13 protein-coding genes are annotated in these 14,651 nt (G+C 57.2%); 7 read left to right on the top strand and 6 right to left on the bottom strand.

Going from position 1 to position 14,651, the window contains the following annotated elements; genetic code table 11:
* Positions 1-192: 192 nt before the first annotated feature.
* Both Q1B27_RS00560 and Q1B27_RS00565 read right to left on the bottom strand, forming a co-directional pair.
* On the bottom strand, positions 193-2,712 hold the full coding sequence (locus tag Q1B27_RS00560) for an FtsX-like permease family protein (protein ID WP_299842066.1): 2,520 nt from the start codon (positions 2,710-2,712) through the stop codon (positions 193-195).
* A complete protein-coding gene (locus Q1B27_RS00565) occupies positions 2,709-3,407 on the bottom strand; it encodes an ABC transporter ATP-binding protein (protein ID WP_299842068.1) in 699 nt (232 codons plus the stop codon). Before Q1B27_RS00565 ends, Q1B27_RS00560 begins: the two co-directional genes overlap by 4 nt.
* Here Q1B27_RS00565 and Q1B27_RS00570 point away from each other — a divergent pair.
* Together Q1B27_RS00570 and Q1B27_RS00575 are read left to right on the top strand one after the other, a co-directional pair.
* Positions 3,406-4,080, top strand: coding sequence for an arylesterase (locus tag Q1B27_RS00570; RefSeq protein ID WP_299842070.1), 675 nt, complete (start codon positions 3,406-3,408; stop codon positions 4,078-4,080). The genes Q1B27_RS00565 and Q1B27_RS00570 overlap by 2 nt on opposite strands.
* 103 nt (positions 4,081-4,183) lie before the next feature.
* The gene (locus Q1B27_RS00575) at positions 4,184-4,690 is read left to right on the top strand and encodes a thioredoxin family protein (RefSeq protein ID WP_299842072.1); all 507 of its coding nucleotides are present in this window, start codon (positions 4,184-4,186) and stop codon (positions 4,688-4,690) included.
* A gap of 139 nt (positions 4,691-4,829) precedes the next feature.
* Here the strand turns inward: Q1B27_RS00575 and Q1B27_RS00580 are convergent, their stop codons facing one another.
* From Q1B27_RS00580 to Q1B27_RS00590, 3 genes are all read right to left on the bottom strand, one after another.
* Positions 4,830-5,036 carry a cold-shock protein gene (locus Q1B27_RS00580; RefSeq protein WP_299842073.1) on the bottom strand — a complete coding sequence of 69 codons (207 nt, stop codon included), beginning with the start codon at positions 5,034-5,036 and terminating at the stop codon, positions 4,830-4,832.
* Positions 5,037-5,293: 257 nt separating this feature from the next.
* Entirely contained in the window at positions 5,294-6,652 is a 1,359-nt protein-coding gene (locus Q1B27_RS00585) for a hypothetical protein (RefSeq protein ID WP_299842076.1), read from the bottom strand.
* A gap of 301 nt (positions 6,653-6,953) precedes the next feature.
* The gene (locus Q1B27_RS00590) at positions 6,954-7,508 is read right to left on the bottom strand and encodes a L,D-transpeptidase (protein ID WP_299842079.1); all 555 of its coding nucleotides are present in this window, start codon (positions 7,506-7,508) and stop codon (positions 6,954-6,956) included.
* A 497-nt stretch (positions 7,509-8,005) separates the two neighbouring features.
* On the opposite strand from Q1B27_RS00590, the gene Q1B27_RS00595 reads away from it, so the two are divergent.
* Together Q1B27_RS00595 and Q1B27_RS00600 are read left to right on the top strand one after the other, a co-directional pair.
* The gene (locus Q1B27_RS00595; protein WP_299842082.1) at positions 8,006-8,662 is read left to right on the top strand and encodes a VPLPA-CTERM sorting domain-containing protein; all 657 of its coding nucleotides are present in this window, start codon (positions 8,006-8,008) and stop codon (positions 8,660-8,662) included.
* Between the two features lie 406 nt (positions 8,663-9,068).
* Positions 9,069-12,239 (top strand): Hint domain-containing protein, encoded by a 3,171-nt coding sequence (locus Q1B27_RS00600; RefSeq protein WP_299842085.1) that lies wholly within the window; start codon positions 9,069-9,071, stop codon positions 12,237-12,239.
* An 18-nt stretch (positions 12,240-12,257) separates the two neighbouring features.
* On the opposite strand, the gene Q1B27_RS00605 is transcribed toward Q1B27_RS00600, so the two are convergent.
* On the bottom strand, positions 12,258-12,941 hold the full coding sequence (locus Q1B27_RS00605) for a hypothetical protein (RefSeq protein WP_299842088.1): 684 nt from the start codon (positions 12,939-12,941) through the stop codon (positions 12,258-12,260).
* 123 nt (positions 12,942-13,064) lie between these two features.
* Between Q1B27_RS00605 and Q1B27_RS00610 the strand changes: the two genes are divergently transcribed.
* From Q1B27_RS00610 to Q1B27_RS00620, 3 genes are all read left to right on the top strand, one after another.
* Entirely contained in the window at positions 13,065-13,355 is a 291-nt protein-coding gene (locus tag Q1B27_RS00610) for a hypothetical protein (RefSeq protein ID WP_299842091.1), read from the top strand.
* Positions 13,356-13,473: 118 nt separating this feature from the next.
* A complete protein-coding gene (locus Q1B27_RS00615; RefSeq protein ID WP_299842094.1) occupies positions 13,474-13,878 on the top strand; it encodes a BrnA antitoxin family protein in 405 nt (134 codons plus the stop codon).
* A gap of 41 nt (positions 13,879-13,919) precedes the next feature.
* A complete protein-coding gene (locus Q1B27_RS00620; protein WP_299842097.1) occupies positions 13,920-14,378 on the top strand; it encodes a transposase in 459 nt (152 codons plus the stop codon).
* Positions 14,379-14,651: the final 273 nt, after the last annotated feature.

Consider the following 14,651-nt stretch of genomic DNA (forward strand, 5'->3'; position numbering starts at 1 on the left):
GGATGAAATAGCCGGGTTAGTCAGGTTTCCCTTACCCAAAGGATGCAAGTGTTTCGAATTTTTCGGATTTGGGTAGATGTCTTATTTGTCATGAACTTCATGACACTTTTGGCGGAAGTGCGGGCGCTAGCGGGTATGACAAACAATGTTTGACGTGCCGGGTATTGTAGCGCTGGATTTTAGCAGCTGGGATCAGTCGCGGGCACGCAGGATGCGTGAGGGACGAGCGGATAGAGGCCCCAAAGCAAAGGCCAGCCCTGCCAGAAGTGACACGCCAACCCCGCCTGAGATGATTGCGGCTGCTGAGTTCCAGTTGATGTTGAAACTGGTCTCCATGATGTAATGACTGACAGCCCAGCCGCCCAACAAACCGGCGCCAAGCGCGACCCCACCCGCAGCAAGGCCCAGTAGCAGCGCTCTGAGTGTCAGGCTGGTCAGGATTTGCCCCCGGGTTGCGCCCAAGGTCTTGAGTACGGCGGCTTCGTGCCGTCTTGCCTGCTGGTCCGCAGCTGCGGCCCCGATCAGAACCAGAAAACCAGTCAGCAGCGTGGCTGATGCCCCCCATGCCGAGGCGCGAGCCAGACCGTTCAGCAACTCAGCCACGCGGTCAACCGCGTCGCGCACGCGAATGGCGGTAACATTGGGGAAGGTACTGGTTATGTCGTTCAGGATAGCGGTTTCGGCTGCGGGCTCTGCGTAGGTTGTCGCGATGAATGTGTGTGGCGCGCCCTCCAACGCAGAGCGGTTCATCACCATGACAAAGCCCATGCCCGCAGTGGAAAAGTCAACTTCGCGCAGGCTGGTGAGCGTCGCCGTTATGTCGCGCCCCAGGATGTTGACGGTGATGAGATCGCCAAGCTTTAATCCTATCTCGGCGGCTTCTTCTGCGGCAAAGCTGATCTGCGGCGGGCCGTCATATTCTTCGCCCCACCATTCACCGGCAGTGATTGTGGTGCGGTCAGGCATGGGGCCAGCGTAAGTGATGCCTCGGTCGCCTTCGACAACCCAGTGCCCACCCGCCACTTCGCGCGCTGGCTTGCCGTTGATCTGCGTAAGAAAGCCCCGCAGCATTGGCGCACGATCGACCTTCGAGACTGCCGGGTCCGAATTGAGGCGTTCCAGAAACCCCGGCATCTGGTCCTTTTGCAGATCGACAAAGAAAAAACTTGGGGCGCGTGGGGGAAGATCGTTGGAAATGGCACCGCGCAGGTTGGCGTCGATTTGACCGATTGCGGCCAACACCGACAGGCCGAGGCCCAATGACAGCACGACCGGAACCGTCGTTGCCCCCGGGCCGCCGATGGCACCCAAGGCCCAGCTAAGGGCCGGGCGGCGGCGAATGTGGGGGCGGGATCTATGGGCCAGCCAACGGATCAGGCTTGCCGAGAGCGCTAACAGAGCCAGCGCGGCAGTAATGCCCCCCAGCATCCACAATGTCAGGCGAGCATTGCCGGAAAACCAGATCGCGGCAGCCAACAACGCTGCGATGAGCGCTGCCGTTGCAATCAGGAAGATTGCGCGTGGTAGCTTTGCATCAATTTGCATCCCTTCACGAAAAAGCGTGGCGGCGCGTACGTCTTGCGTACGAGCCAGCGGCCAAAGTGTGAAGATCAGGATGGTGAGCGTACTATAAAGGACCGCCTCGGCAATGGGCGCAGGGTAGGTGGCAAAGACAGCGGGCACGGGCAGCTGTGCCTCGATCAGGGGGGCCAGCAGGATGGGCAGACCGATCCCTAGCCCAAGGCCGATAACGAGACCCACGAAGGCCAATGCCGCCACTTGCAGAAAATAGGTCAGAAAGATGGTTTTTTGATCTGCCCCCAAAGTGCGTAGCGTCGCAATGGTCTGAGTCTTGCCGGACAAAAAGGCACGCAACGCGGCCGAGATGCCAACCCCGCCCACTGCCAGGCCGCTGAGCCCGACAAGCACCAGAAAGGCGCTGAGGCGGGTGACGAACCGGGTCACGCTGGGCGCGCCGTTACGGGCATCGAGCCAGCGCATTCCGGTGCCGTCGAACTGTTTTTCCGCCGCCTGCTGCATGGCGGTCAGATCGGTCCCGGGGGGCAGCAGCAACCGGTATTTAGTGGAGAAAAGCGTTCCGGGCACCAGCAGACCCGAGTTTTCCAGCGACGGCGTGGCGACGATGGTGCGCGGACCAAGGGCGAAACCACTGGCGATGCCGTCGGGTTCCTCGATCAATCGCGCCATCAGACGAAAGTCTTGCGTGCCGAGGCGGAATGTATCCCCTGCCTTCAACCCGAGGCGATCCGCCAGCAAAGGTTGCATGACCGCGCCGGGCAGCCCGCCTTGACCCGCCAGCGCGGTCGCAAGCGGCATCTCCGGTTCCAACTTGACCTCACCCGCTAGTGGATAGGCCGTGTCCACGGCCTTGACTTGGCTCAGGCTGCGCTCACCCCCTGGTATCGTCGCCATAGAGCGAAAATCAACGATTTCAGAAGTTTGATCGGCCACGCCGCGCATCCATTCCCGCTCGGCATCGGTGGCGAAACGATAGGTGAATTCCATCTCGGCATCGCCGCCCAGAAGGGTGGCACCTTCGGCTTCGAGCCCGGCGCCGATGCTTTCACGAATGGTGCCAACAAGGGCTATGGCTGCAACGCCAAGGATGATACAGGCCAGAAATATGCGGAATCCACGCAGGCCGCCTCGTAGTTCCCGGCGGGCCAGCCGTGCGGCGGTGGCCAGGCTCATTCGGCGGCCTCAGGCCGGGCTTTTTCGGGGGCGACCCGACCATCATGCAAGGTGATCATACGGTCACAGCGATTGGCCAGATCAGGCGCATGGGTGACCAGAACCAGTGTCGTGCCGTGCCGTTCCTGCAGGCCGAACAGCAGGTCGACGATGGCCGCGCCATTAGCGCTATCAAGGTTGCCGGTCGGTTCATCCGCCAGCACGATATCGGGGCGCGGAGCGGCGGCGCGAGCCAGCGCTACGCGCTGCTGTTCGCCGCCAGACAGTTGCGAAGGGTAGTGGCCCGCACGGTCGGCTAGGCCCACGGCCTCAAGCTCTTCGGCGGCGCGGGTATGGGCGTGCCTGTGCCCCGCCAGTTCCAGCGGAGTGGCGACGTTTTCCAGCGCCGTCATGGTAGGGAGCAGGTGAAACGACTGGAACACGACGCCAAAGTGATGGCGGCGCAGGCGCGCCAGCTGATCTTCGGACATGGCCGACAGGTCTTGGCCCAGGGCGGTTACGGTTCCGGAGGTCGCACGTTCCAGCCCGCCCATCAGCATCAGCAGCGAGGATTTGCCCGACCCCGAGGGGCCGACAAGCCCGACACTTTCGCCGCGGTGGACATCCAATGTGATCCCCTTAAGTATCTGCACCAACCCGGCGTTGCCCGTCAGTGAGAGCGTGGCACCGGAAAGAGACAGGATAGGGTCGTCCATGAGAGTGCGCCTGATTGCAAAAGATTTTCTGACATATGGGTGTTTGGCCCTGCAAGGCAAGGCGGTGGCCCTGTTTCTTTTGTTGGCAGGCCCCACCTGGTCCGAGGAGTTTACGGTATTGGCGCTCGGCGACAGCCTGACGCAAGGCTACGGTTTGGTTGAGGAAGAGGGTTTTGTGCCGCAGTTGCAGTCGTGGCTGGACGGGCAGGGCGCTGACGTTGTGCTGATCAATGGCGGGGTGTCCGGTGACACCACGGCAGGTGGGGCCGCACGGGCAGATTGGAGCCTGACGCCAGAGGTGGACGCCATGATCCTGGCACTAGGCGCCAATGACATGTTACGAGGGATCGATCCGGCGATCAGCCGCGCAAATCTGGCGAAGATTTTGCAAGTAGCTTCGGGTAAGAACATCAAGGTGTTGCTGGTGGGCTTCCGCGCGCCGGGCAATTATGGCCCTGAATTCAAAGTGGAATTCGATGCCATCTATCCCGATTTAGCGGCGCAATTTGGCGTAGGGCATGCCGAGGATTTCTTTGCCGGACTCGTTGGAGTGACACCTGAAGATTGGCAGGTTTTCTTTCAGCCCGATGGGATACACCCCAATGCAGAGGGCGTTGCCCGGATTGTTGCTAATTTGGGGCCAGCGGTACTACGGTTGGTTCCAGAGGAATAGTAAAAACCATGAGCTTTAAGTAACCCGAATGTGATTGGGACGTTACACGAATGCATCCGATACTGTGATCGATTTTAGGATTGCTCATACAAGGTGCAGAACATTGAAAAAGAACCGAAAAAAGCCATCGCCCAAACGTTCGGCCAAACCCGCAGATGCCAAGACCACGGCTGAAAAGGAGACGCTTGAAGGCCGCCGGCGTTTTCTGCGACTTGCTCGCAATGCTGCGATCGCCTTGCCGGTTTTGGTCGGAGGCACTGTATTTTCGGTCAGATCGGTGCAAGCAACGATCTGCGAGGCGGATCTGACCAAGATCGGCAAAGGAAAGCCGTCTGTCGTGCAGATCCATGATCCGAATTGCAGCTTGTGCCGTACGTTGCAGAGTCAAACCCGCAAAGCACTCAAATCATTCGATGACGAGGCGATTACGTTTCTGGTGGCTGATATTAACACCGTCAAGGGCGGCGCTTTTGCCGCGCGTTATGGCGTGCCGCATGTGACGCTACTATTATTCGATCCAAGGGGTGAGATGGTGCAGATCGTGCGAGGGCCCAGCGATACCGATAGTCTGCGCAATATCCTGGACGCCCATCTGAAAGCGCACGGCTGAGGTTTGGTGTTTATTAAACCAGCAGTCGCTTTTAACGGCAATGTAAGCGGATTTTCCAATCCAGCGCGTTTTGGAGGTGTTACCCGGAAATGAAAACGGGCCCACGAGGAGGCCCGATTTCGAATGCTTTAAATGTGGCTCAGGCCAGAACGATGTTCGATGCCGATTCACGGCCGTCACGGCCTGCTTCGATGTCGAAAGTCACTTTCTGGTCGTCGGCCAGGCCGGTCAGGCCGGCGCGCTCAACTGCAGAAATGTGAACGAAAACGTCTTTGCCGCCACCTTCAGGGGCGATGAAGCCGTAGCCTTTGGTTGAATTGAACCATTTTACGGTGCCATTAGCCATACCGTAGTCTCCTAGTTATTGTTGCCCGCGTAAGTGCGGCAACCCGGCTAGTCAGTGCAAGATCGAGTGACTGAGCCGTGAAAGGAGCAGATAGTCGATAGTGGTAACGTCGCAGGGACGATATGAGGAAACTACTCAACTAAATCAAGGGGAAATAACAATTTATGGTGGAATGAGCGGATTGTTGACACTTGCTAAAAGGGCCGGGGCGACGGATCGCCCCGGGGTCTGATTTTGATCAATCGAAGTCAGGCCTTTCAGCTTTCGTCGGTAACGTCGGCATCTTCAACCTCACCTTCGGGGCAGCAGCGATACTCCTGACTTTTCTCCAGCAGTTCTATCTGCTTGGCCAGCAGTTCGTTTTCCAAATGCTTGCGGGTCAGATCAAGTTCAATGGATTGGCGGCGCGAGTCTTCACAGGTGTTGCAGTCGTCCAGGCAACCTTTGACCACGATACCTTGAGTGGGTAGGCAGTAAACACGCTCAAACTCAAGCTCGGCGGCCAGTTTCGCACCCACTTCGTTCGATCCTGCCTTGGCCAAAACGCCCTGCTTGACCAGATCTTCGTCAACCTGTTTCAGCACACGGTCATGCACTTGCGGCGGCAGCGGTTTAGCGTTTACGACAAGCGGAGAGGCGGTAGACACAGCGGCAAAATTGCGGCCAAAGCCGGTGTTAGTGCCTAGGCCAACACCGCTCAGGTTTGGCGTCAGGTTGGCGCGCTGTGCCGTAGCTGCCGTGCGGCCGGTTGTCTGCACCTCGTTACGGGCCGTCTGCGTGGCCAGCAGTCCTTCGGGCAACACCTTGACGCCGGTCGCCGGGCGCACGGGGCGTGCATCGACCACGGAACCAGCCGCGGTATCGACAACCCGCCGCAGGACCGCCTTGATGCGAAAACGCAGGATCTGCCGTTTGACCAGTTGATAGGCAAAATAGGTGACCGCGTGGCATTCATTCTTGTTCTGAATGGTTCGGGTCGACGCCTCGTAAGCGCTTTCGCTTTCACCTTCGGCATGGTTGCGGCTTTGCACCTCGCCGATCTGCGTCGAATTGGCCGCGCGTGTCGCCTGGACAGACCGGTCATGCGAGCCTTCGGCATGGCGCGAGAGTTCACGCATGAACGAAGACGAGCTATTGGCGTTGAAATCGCCTTCGACGTTGACACTGCCACCCCCGGCAAAACCGATAGAGGCATAAGAGCCGTCGACATCCGTTTCAAAGTCCGAATGAGATTGCGATTGTGCCGAGCCGCTGTCGGTGACCGTGAGGTCTGACATGTAACGGTCCATCGTCTTCATGTAGAAGGTTTCCTCAGACGTTTGTTCGTGCCGATAGCTGACCTCGCTTTCACTGTCGTAGGTAAAACGGCTGTTGCGGTTGGCTGTGTAAAGCCGGACCCTTTCGCCAGGCAGGAGTGTGGTGGAATAAACCACATCACCCAATGCCATCGGACCGGGGCAGCGTTCAAGCTCGGCAACGATGGTGATTTCGACGGGCACATCGTTTTGCCGGTTGGTCAGCCGGTAGGCGATGCGCAGGCTCTCGCAGCACGGTTCAGTCGTGATTTCCGGGCAGCAGGGGATTTTGTTGGTTGTTGTAAGTTCGCCGTCAGGCATAACTTCGTCCTCCATAAAAATTTAGTTGGTTCAAAAATTCAGCCCACCGCCACCGAGTGGAAAATACGACTCGGCGCGCTCATTCGCAGACTTCGCGCAGGTTACGCGCCTCCGTGTCAGGAGCCTTCAAAGTTCTGGAATATGTGCAAGATTGCGCTGAAACTGGCCGAGAAAGGCCTAGCCGCCCGGCAGAAAATGGCCCATCGAAGGGGGAAGCAACTCAAAGTCTGGAAAGCCTGAATTGACAGGATTCCGCCACGTCAGAACGCCGCAGAACACATGGTTTTTGGGTTGGTGCGATCTATAGGACGGTTACAACGGTGCCGATTGGCACGCGTTCATATAGGTCCTGGACGTGCTCGTTGATCATGCGGATGCAGCCGTTCGAAACCGAGCGTCCGATGGAACGCGGAGCCGTTGTGCCGTGAATACGGAAATAGGTGTCACGTCCGTTCTGGAAGAGATAAAGCGCTCGAGATCCCAACGGGTTATCTGCGCCGCCGGGCTGGACGTAATCGTTGTTTACGAATTTCGAATAGGTGTGCGGTTCGCGTTCTATCATCTCGTTGGTAGGGCGCCAGGTCGGCCATTTCTTTTTCACGCTGATTGTCGCTTTGCCGGTAAACTCCAGACCGGCCTTGCCAACGCCGACGCCATAGCGCAGCGCTTTATTGGGCTCAGTAATGAAATAAAGGAAATGGGCGCGCGGTAGGATCAACAGTTGTCCCGGCGCATACTGGCTGCTGATCCGCACCTCTTGCGGGCGAAATTTCGGGTTGACCTCAAAGGCGCTGGCAGCGGCGGGTACAGTCGCGGCGGCGACCCCGGCGGCCAGAAAATCACGGCGTTTCATCATTGGTTCTGTTCCCCTTGGTGCTTATTCTGATATAAATCGCCATTCTGGGGCGTGAAAATCAAAAACCGGTGAACTTTTGCACAGGGTGGCGAACATGCAACAGGTAGGCGGTGCGCGAATGTCTCATTATTCCCCCGGCTTTGTCGCATCGTTGCTTGCCAAACCAAGAAATCAGCCTTGAGCATCTGCGCAAAAGGTCGTGTCAATCAAAAAAATAAGGGATTTTCCAATTCCTTGAAATTGAGCCAGGGTTCGGCCCGTATTGTTGACGACTCAGTTGATACTTCTCTGGATGAGGCGAAAATACCCGCGAAACAATGAGGAAAAATAGCGATAATTATCATCGTATTGACAACAAAAGCGCTAGTTTCCCTAAGGTCAACTGCAATCTATAAGTGTATTTTGCGAAGATAGGCTATTTTTTGCCGAATTTAGCTTTTTTTGAGGCAAAACTGTGGTAATGAAAGCCAGAGCTTAACCAGTTAATGGGGTGACCAATGAAACTCAGAAGTATATTATCGGCTGCAGCGCTGTCTGTTGGCCTTTTCACATCAAGTGCCCAGGCGGCTGTTCTTGATCTCACCGAAATCCTCAGCTTCAATAGCGGCGGCTTCAATTCGTCCATGATCCATGATCAGAGATGGAGCCGGATGAATGGCAAAAAGCCCGGGTATTTCGACAGCGCGATTACCGGTGGTACCTATGATACCGTAAGCGGCATCATCAAATTCATGGGTACGATCTCAAAGGGCGGTCTGTCGTCAAGCTTCTCCGCAATGGGGAACCTGATGGCGTCGGCAACGCGTACCGATGGCCTGCACGGGAACATCAACTTTTCGTTCACCGGCGACATCCTGGGTGGCAGAAGCCTGAACTTCCTGTTCGAGGATAAATCATACACCACTGGCAAAGAGCCCAATGGCTTTGCTTCGAACGCCGACCACAAGTACATCGCGCTTTGGGGCGATCGTGGCAACTACAGCAAGTACAAGTGTCAGAAATACCAAGATCGCTGCTACGGCGTAGATCTTCGGATCGCATACAAAGAAGGTGGTGGTGACGGCGGTGTTGTACCGCTTCCAGCATCGGCATTCTTCTTGCTGGCCGGTATCGGCGGTCTGGGTGTGACCCGGAAGCTGCGCAAGAAAGCCTAAACCTTTACAGGTTCGAGATTTGACGGCCCTTGCCTTGGCAGGGGCCGTTTTTTGTTGGCTGGCAGAAATATTTACTTTGTAGATTTGCTCCCGCTCGTTTCGGTTTTTGACCAATGTAGCTGCAGCCCCAGTCCGGGCAGTGGCGTAGCGCAATAAATCAAATCAAATTTTAAATGTTTAACGCTGTTCGCAGCCCATGAATTTAATCATTTCTCCAATTCACGACGTTTCATTGGGCGATGCACATACAAGCACTCGCCGGTTTCAAAAAGGGCAGTTATTTCCACTCGAAACCATCAGGACAAAGGTATCAATACTGTGCCAGCAGGGAAGCGCTGGTTCGGTGTTAGCCCGCTTACGAAAAACTTGCGGTAAGGGTTGGGCAGCGCAGCAGGAGCAGCAACAGATGGCCACTCATTTCTTTTATGGATACCGTCCTGATGCCTTCACCTCTCCGGAGCCTGGAACCATGCAGCTTGATCCCGATTGGGATGTTCAAGATGACGCATATGATTTTCACATCACCGACGACGACGATGATTTTCAGGGAGATTCCAACACTAACGAGACTAGCGATGATGGTAGTCAGCAGACCGGCGTCGTCTACGACGAAACGGGAAGTGTCGTTGCCAGCGGAAACGCCTATCTGGAAGAAGCCTATGTTCAGACAGACGGAGACGGCAATACGGTTCGTCTCTATCGGGTAGAGATCGGTGGCACGCATGTGGGCTATATTGCGGATGGGCCAATACAGCCAGGGAATACCTATACTGTTTCGAGTACTGAGAACGTCAATGACTCGAATGCACCGCAATATTCCAACCTGGAAGACCAGTCCTATAACCAAGACGCGTCCAATGACGTTGACGGTACCACCAATGACGACACGATCCAGTCCGGTGCCGGTTCCGACACTATAGCAACGGGCGACGGCGACGACAGCATCGACGGCGGAACCGGAGACGACAGCATCCATGGCGGCGAGGGCGCTGATACGATCAGTGGCGGCAGCGGGGATGATACAATCGATGGTTTTTCTGGAGCTGATAGTATTGACGGGGGTGACGGTGACGACGCCATCGATGGCGGCTCGGGTGCAGACAGCATAACTGGTGGCAGTGGTGCTGACACGATTTTTGGCGGCATCGGAGAGGACACGATCGATGGCGGTGCCGGTGATGACAGCATCGACGGTGGCGACGGTGATGACAGCATAAGTGGTGGCGCTGGCGACGACACACTCCTGGGAGACTCTGGTAGCGACACCATCGACGGCGGTCTGGGCGATGACAGTATTGACGGTGGCGACGGTGACGACAGCCTGACCGGTGGTGACGAAGGCGCGTCGATTGCCAATGGCTCAATCGGGACAGGGAATTACAGTGAAACCGATGACGGATATAGCGTCACGGCACAGAATGTCTCGGGTGGTTCGCTGACGGCCGCCAGCGTTGCGAATGTCGCGACATCCGGTGGTGGTCTGGGCGCGACCGGTACGGTTTCAGATAGTGACAGTGGTCAGGACAACCAGCTCGCCTTTGATAAGGCATCGGGCATCTCCGAACGACTGATCGTTGACTTTGACGATGACGTGACTTCGGCCAGATTCAGCTTCCAGTCGCTCTTTACCGACAATTTTGGAGAGGTCGGGCACTGGGCGATTTATGATGATGGCGTTCTGGTTTCTCAGGCGGATTTTACCGAAGATCCCGTTGGGTCGGGCACGGGCACTGTTGACCTGAGCGGGTTCGGTACATTTGACCAGATTATTTTTACCGCGAACTTGCAAACCGATGGCACCGACGGATCTGACTATGTGGTGACCAACATCAGCTACACGATGCCCACAACCGAAACCAGCAACGATACGATCGCTGGCGGGGCGGGCGACGACACGATCTTTGGTGGCACAGGCGATGACAGTCTGTCGGGTGGAGACGACGCTGACATTTTCTTTGTCGAAGACGGGTTCGGCTCAGATACAATTGCCGGTGGCGAAGGTGGCACGGACAACGACACGATTGATCTTTCGAACCTGAGCGGCCCGGTCACCGTGACATATTCGGGGGATGAGGCAGGGACAATCACCGACGGCACCGACACTTTGAGTTTCAGCGAGATCGAAAAGCTGACACTTACCGACCATGCTGATGTCGTGGATGCGTCTTCAGATTCTGCCGGAGTCGATATCGACGCTGCGGGGGGCGATGACACGATTACGGGTGGGGACGGCGACGATAGTATTCAGGGCGGGAACGGTAACGACAGCCTTGACGGCGGAGATGGTAAAGATACCCTCGATGGTGGCGATGGAAATGATACGCTTTTGGCCGGTTTCGATGATGGTACGGGTGATGTTTTTATCGGTGGATCGGGGACCGACACCTATCAGATCGATGGCTCCAGCGTCGATGACTGGGCATTCAATGTCGACCTTGGTAGTGGCGGCGATCAATACGGAAATAGCTATTCCGGCATCGAAAACATCATTGGCGGGAATGACAATGATACGCTGACCGGCGATGGCGAAGACAACGTATTTGAGGGTCGAGCCGGGGCGGATGTTCTCGCCGGCGAAGGCGGCGCTGATACGCTCTTGGGCGGGACAGGCAACGATACTGTTTCAGGCGGCGCTGATGACGACAGCCTTGATGGTGGCATCGGAAGTGACAGCCTGACAGGCGGAGCAGGCAATGATGTCTTTGTCGTCTCTTCAGGGAATGACACGATCACAGATTTCAACACCGGTAACGCCGGCACGCTGAAAGACGGCGACAGTTCCAATAACGATTTTATCGACCTCTCGGGCTATTATGACAACTTGTCCGAGCTTTGGGCCGACCAGGCTGATGATGGCGTGTTGAACCAATCCAACGCGACAGACAGCAAAGGACGCGCGACTGATTACTCGGACAATACGCAATTCGGTGGCAGTTCCGTTCGGATGCAGGGAGCGAGTGCGGATAGTTCCAGCTTCACGCAGGAAAATACCGGCGTCGTTTGCTTTACATCCGGTACCGCCATTCGGACCCCTCTGGGCGATCGGCTGATAGACGAGTTGCGCGTGGATGATCTGGTCTGCACGCTTGATAATGGCCCGCAGCGCATCCGGTGGATTGGGCGGCGAACATTGGAGCGCACTGACCTGATGGCCAATCCCAATCTGCGCCCGGTACTGATCCGGCGCGGTGTCATGGGGGCAGAGCGTGACCTTCTGGTCTCGCCCCAGCATGGGATGTTGATGCCCGATCAGACACTGGTCCGCGCGAAGTTCCTGGCTGAGGCCAAGGGCAATCCAGTACGCATTGCGCATGGACAACGTCGCGTAGCCTATATCCACCTGCTGTTCGAGCAGCATCAGATCATCTTTGCCGAAAACACCAGGTCAGAGAGCCTTTATCCAGGCAAAATGGCCTTTGCTGCAATGGATATGCCAGCGCAGGAAGAGTTGAAAGAGCTATTCCCTGATCTCAATACTGATTTGATGGAAAACCCGGAGCACTGGTACGGAACCTCCGCGCGCGACTATCTGAAACGCCGGACTGTATTGCAGGGCGCTGGACAGATTTTGCTTTAACCGTAGCTGTTTACTTGGTCAGAAGGTTATTTCGGCGATGATCCGTGCGGGTGTTACATCTGTTCGGAAAATGCCGCGCCCTGTGCGACGGGCCAGCGCTTCTTCGGCCTCTTTGCGATGGTCCGCCGTCACGCGATCACCCTCGCAGGCTCCTTTGACAACCCAACGTCGATAGGAGATCGGGCCCGCCACTGCACCTGAGATCACCGGCGGTGCAACATCATTTTTCTGCACCCGTTCCTCGGCGACCAGGGTCTTAATTGCTTCGGCAATCACCTCGGCGCTTTCGGGGAATTTCATTGCCGCAACCGGTTTTTCCGCCTTGGTTGGCTTGCCGTCGGTCAAGCAGTGGCGGGCTACGAATATCCAATCATGTACCATGTAGGCGGGGGCGTAGCCCCAAGGAGAGAAACCGTTGAAAAGTTGGACGGGGCGGGGGATGGAGCCGCCGTCGGTATACATCATCTCGGGCTGGATCTTGGGGAGGGTGGCGTCGGGGTTTTTGCGGATGAAGGTCAGGGGGCGGTTCGGGCTGGGCACGAAGACGAAGCGCCCATCACCGGAGCCGCTGGTATTCTCACCCACCCACATGACCAGCAGCGAACCATCGAACCGCCCGACCGGGGCCGCATCATAATCCACCTGCCCGCAGGCGGTGAGCAGGGCGCTGGCAAGGGCCGTAATCAGAAGACGGATGCGCATGTTGGATTTGTGCCAGAGTGTGACGGTTCTGCCTAGGGGGTAAGAACGCGTTGGATTCGAATCCTACGACCTGCGGCAAAAATCGTGTATAATGAGGCATCTAACATCATCGGGGAGAGAAGAATGCCCTATGTTACCATCACCACATGGGAGGTTGGCGACGGCGTGGATTACGACGCCAGCATGCGCAATATCCGCGACAAACGCCTGCCCGCCTTGAAGGATCTGGGTGCGACCAGCGTGACCGTCGTGCGCACCAGCGACCGCACCACCGCGGCCATCACCGCATGGCCCGACGAGATCACCCGCAACACAGCCGAAGCCGCGATCGAGGCGGTCCGCGCTAAGGTTCATACCGAGGATCTGGTGCGGCTGACCGGTGAGATGAAGGGCGAGGTTGTGGCCGAGGTCTGAGGCCGAAATCCCATGTCGGTATAACGTCGGTATTTTGTCGGTGTCGCCGCACGCCGCGCAAAGGCAGCTTTAACCAACGCGGCACAGGATCATTCGCACGCCAGAAGGAGGCCTGCCAATGACCCGCATGACCAAAACCGCCCGCATTGCCCGCGAGGGGCTGCTCAATAACCTCATCCATCTGCACCGCGACGGCTGGATCGACACCACGCTGGCCGAGGAAATACCCGAGGCATGGCACACGCTGGAGGCAGATCTCGATGTGGTCGAGCCGAAGGAGAAGGTGACGCTCTACCTCGATCGGTCGGTGGCACGGTTCTATCGCGGGATGGGCCGCGGCTATCACGCGCGGATCAACCGGCTGTTGGCCACCTGGGCGCAGATGAAGATCGCAGGCGAGGTGAAGCTGGACGAATACCTGGCCAAACGCGTGGGCATGCCGGAGGAAGATGCGCCCGAGGCGAAGGGCGCACAAATGGACCCGGAATATGCGGCCCTGAGAAAGAAACGCGGGAAAGGGTGAGGCCAGCGTTGGCGACACCCCGTTAACCGGACCACCGGGGCATGTCCCGCTATATCCGTTCCACTGTCACCGGCGCTGTGGTCTTTTTCACGGACAATCTGGCCCGGCGTGGGGGCAGGCTTGGAGGTGAGATCGGCGGCGGGGATGGTGCGTGCGAGCACACACCCTACGCTTGCTTTTCGACGCGATGGGGTGCGATCAAGGCGCGATTCACGCAATCTGTCCGTAGGGCGGGGTTCACCCCGCAATCCTCTTTACCCATTGTTCGATGCGGGAGATATGCCGGGGTGAACCCCGGCCTACGGCATGACAAGGGCGAGATTGCTATCTGGCAACGCCGGTTCTGGGAACATCACATTCGCAATGAAGAGGATTACGGCGCACATGGCCGGTACTGCCATCTCAACCCGATGAAACACGGGTTTGTCGAACGGCCCGAGGAGTGGTTGTTTTCCTTGGTGCACCGGGGCAAGCGCGCAGGCCGGTATGAATTTTCGTAGGGTGGGGTTTCACCCCAACATTGGTACCGCGTTGATATGCAGGCTTGATGGTGGGTTGGCATCGATCCGGCGCGTCAGATCGCGGCCCAGTCGGTGAAGTAATAAGGCAGCGGGCGTCGGGTCCAGGGCGGATGCGGCTGCGCGCGGCGTATAGGTCGGTTTTCGGTGCGTTCCTTCTGAACAGGCATGATCTGCCTCCTTTCCCATCAGATATGGGAGGCGTGGCTCGCTCCTACCAAGAGCGCTCGTGGTGTTGTAAAACGGTGTGAAGAA

It is taken from the genome of uncultured Roseovarius sp., from assembly GCF_947489715.1.
GTDB lineage: Bacteria > Pseudomonadota > Alphaproteobacteria > Rhodobacterales > Rhodobacteraceae > Roseovarius.

Excerpts from the sequence above, each read along its gene's own strand:
- Q1B27_RS00560 (WP_299842066.1), bottom strand. The coding sequence starts at position 2,712 with ATGAGCCTGGCCACCGCCGCACGGCTGGCCCGCCGGGAACTACGAGGC.
- Q1B27_RS00570 (WP_299842070.1), top strand. The coding sequence starts at position 3,406 with ATGAGAGTGCGCCTGATTGCAAAAGATTTTCTGACATATGGGTGTTTG.
- Q1B27_RS00565 (WP_299842068.1), bottom strand. The coding sequence starts at position 3,407 with ATGGACGACCCTATCCTGTCTCTTTCCGGTGCCACGCTCTCACTGACG.
- Q1B27_RS00580 (WP_299842073.1), bottom strand. The coding sequence starts at position 5,036 with ATGGCTAATGGCACCGTAAAATGGTTCAATTCAACCAAAGGCTACGGC.
- Q1B27_RS00585 (WP_299842076.1), bottom strand. The coding sequence starts at position 6,652 with ATGCCTGACGGCGAACTTACAACAACCAACAAAATCCCCTGCTGCCCG.
- Q1B27_RS00590 (WP_299842079.1), bottom strand. The coding sequence starts at position 7,508 with ATGATGAAACGCCGTGATTTTCTGGCCGCCGGGGTCGCCGCCGCGACT.
- Q1B27_RS00595 (WP_299842082.1), top strand. The coding sequence starts at position 8,006 with ATGAAACTCAGAAGTATATTATCGGCTGCAGCGCTGTCTGTTGGCCTT.
- Q1B27_RS00600 (WP_299842085.1), top strand. The coding sequence starts at position 9,069 with ATGGCCACTCATTTCTTTTATGGATACCGTCCTGATGCCTTCACCTCT.
- Q1B27_RS00605 (WP_299842088.1), bottom strand. The coding sequence starts at position 12,941 with ATGCGCATCCGTCTTCTGATTACGGCCCTTGCCAGCGCCCTGCTCACC.
- Q1B27_RS00610 (WP_299842091.1), top strand. The coding sequence starts at position 13,065 with ATGCCCTATGTTACCATCACCACATGGGAGGTTGGCGACGGCGTGGAT.
- Q1B27_RS00615 (WP_299842094.1), top strand. The coding sequence starts at position 13,474 with ATGACCCGCATGACCAAAACCGCCCGCATTGCCCGCGAGGGGCTGCTC.
- Q1B27_RS00620 (WP_299842097.1), top strand. The coding sequence starts at position 13,920 with ATGTCCCGCTATATCCGTTCCACTGTCACCGGCGCTGTGGTCTTTTTC.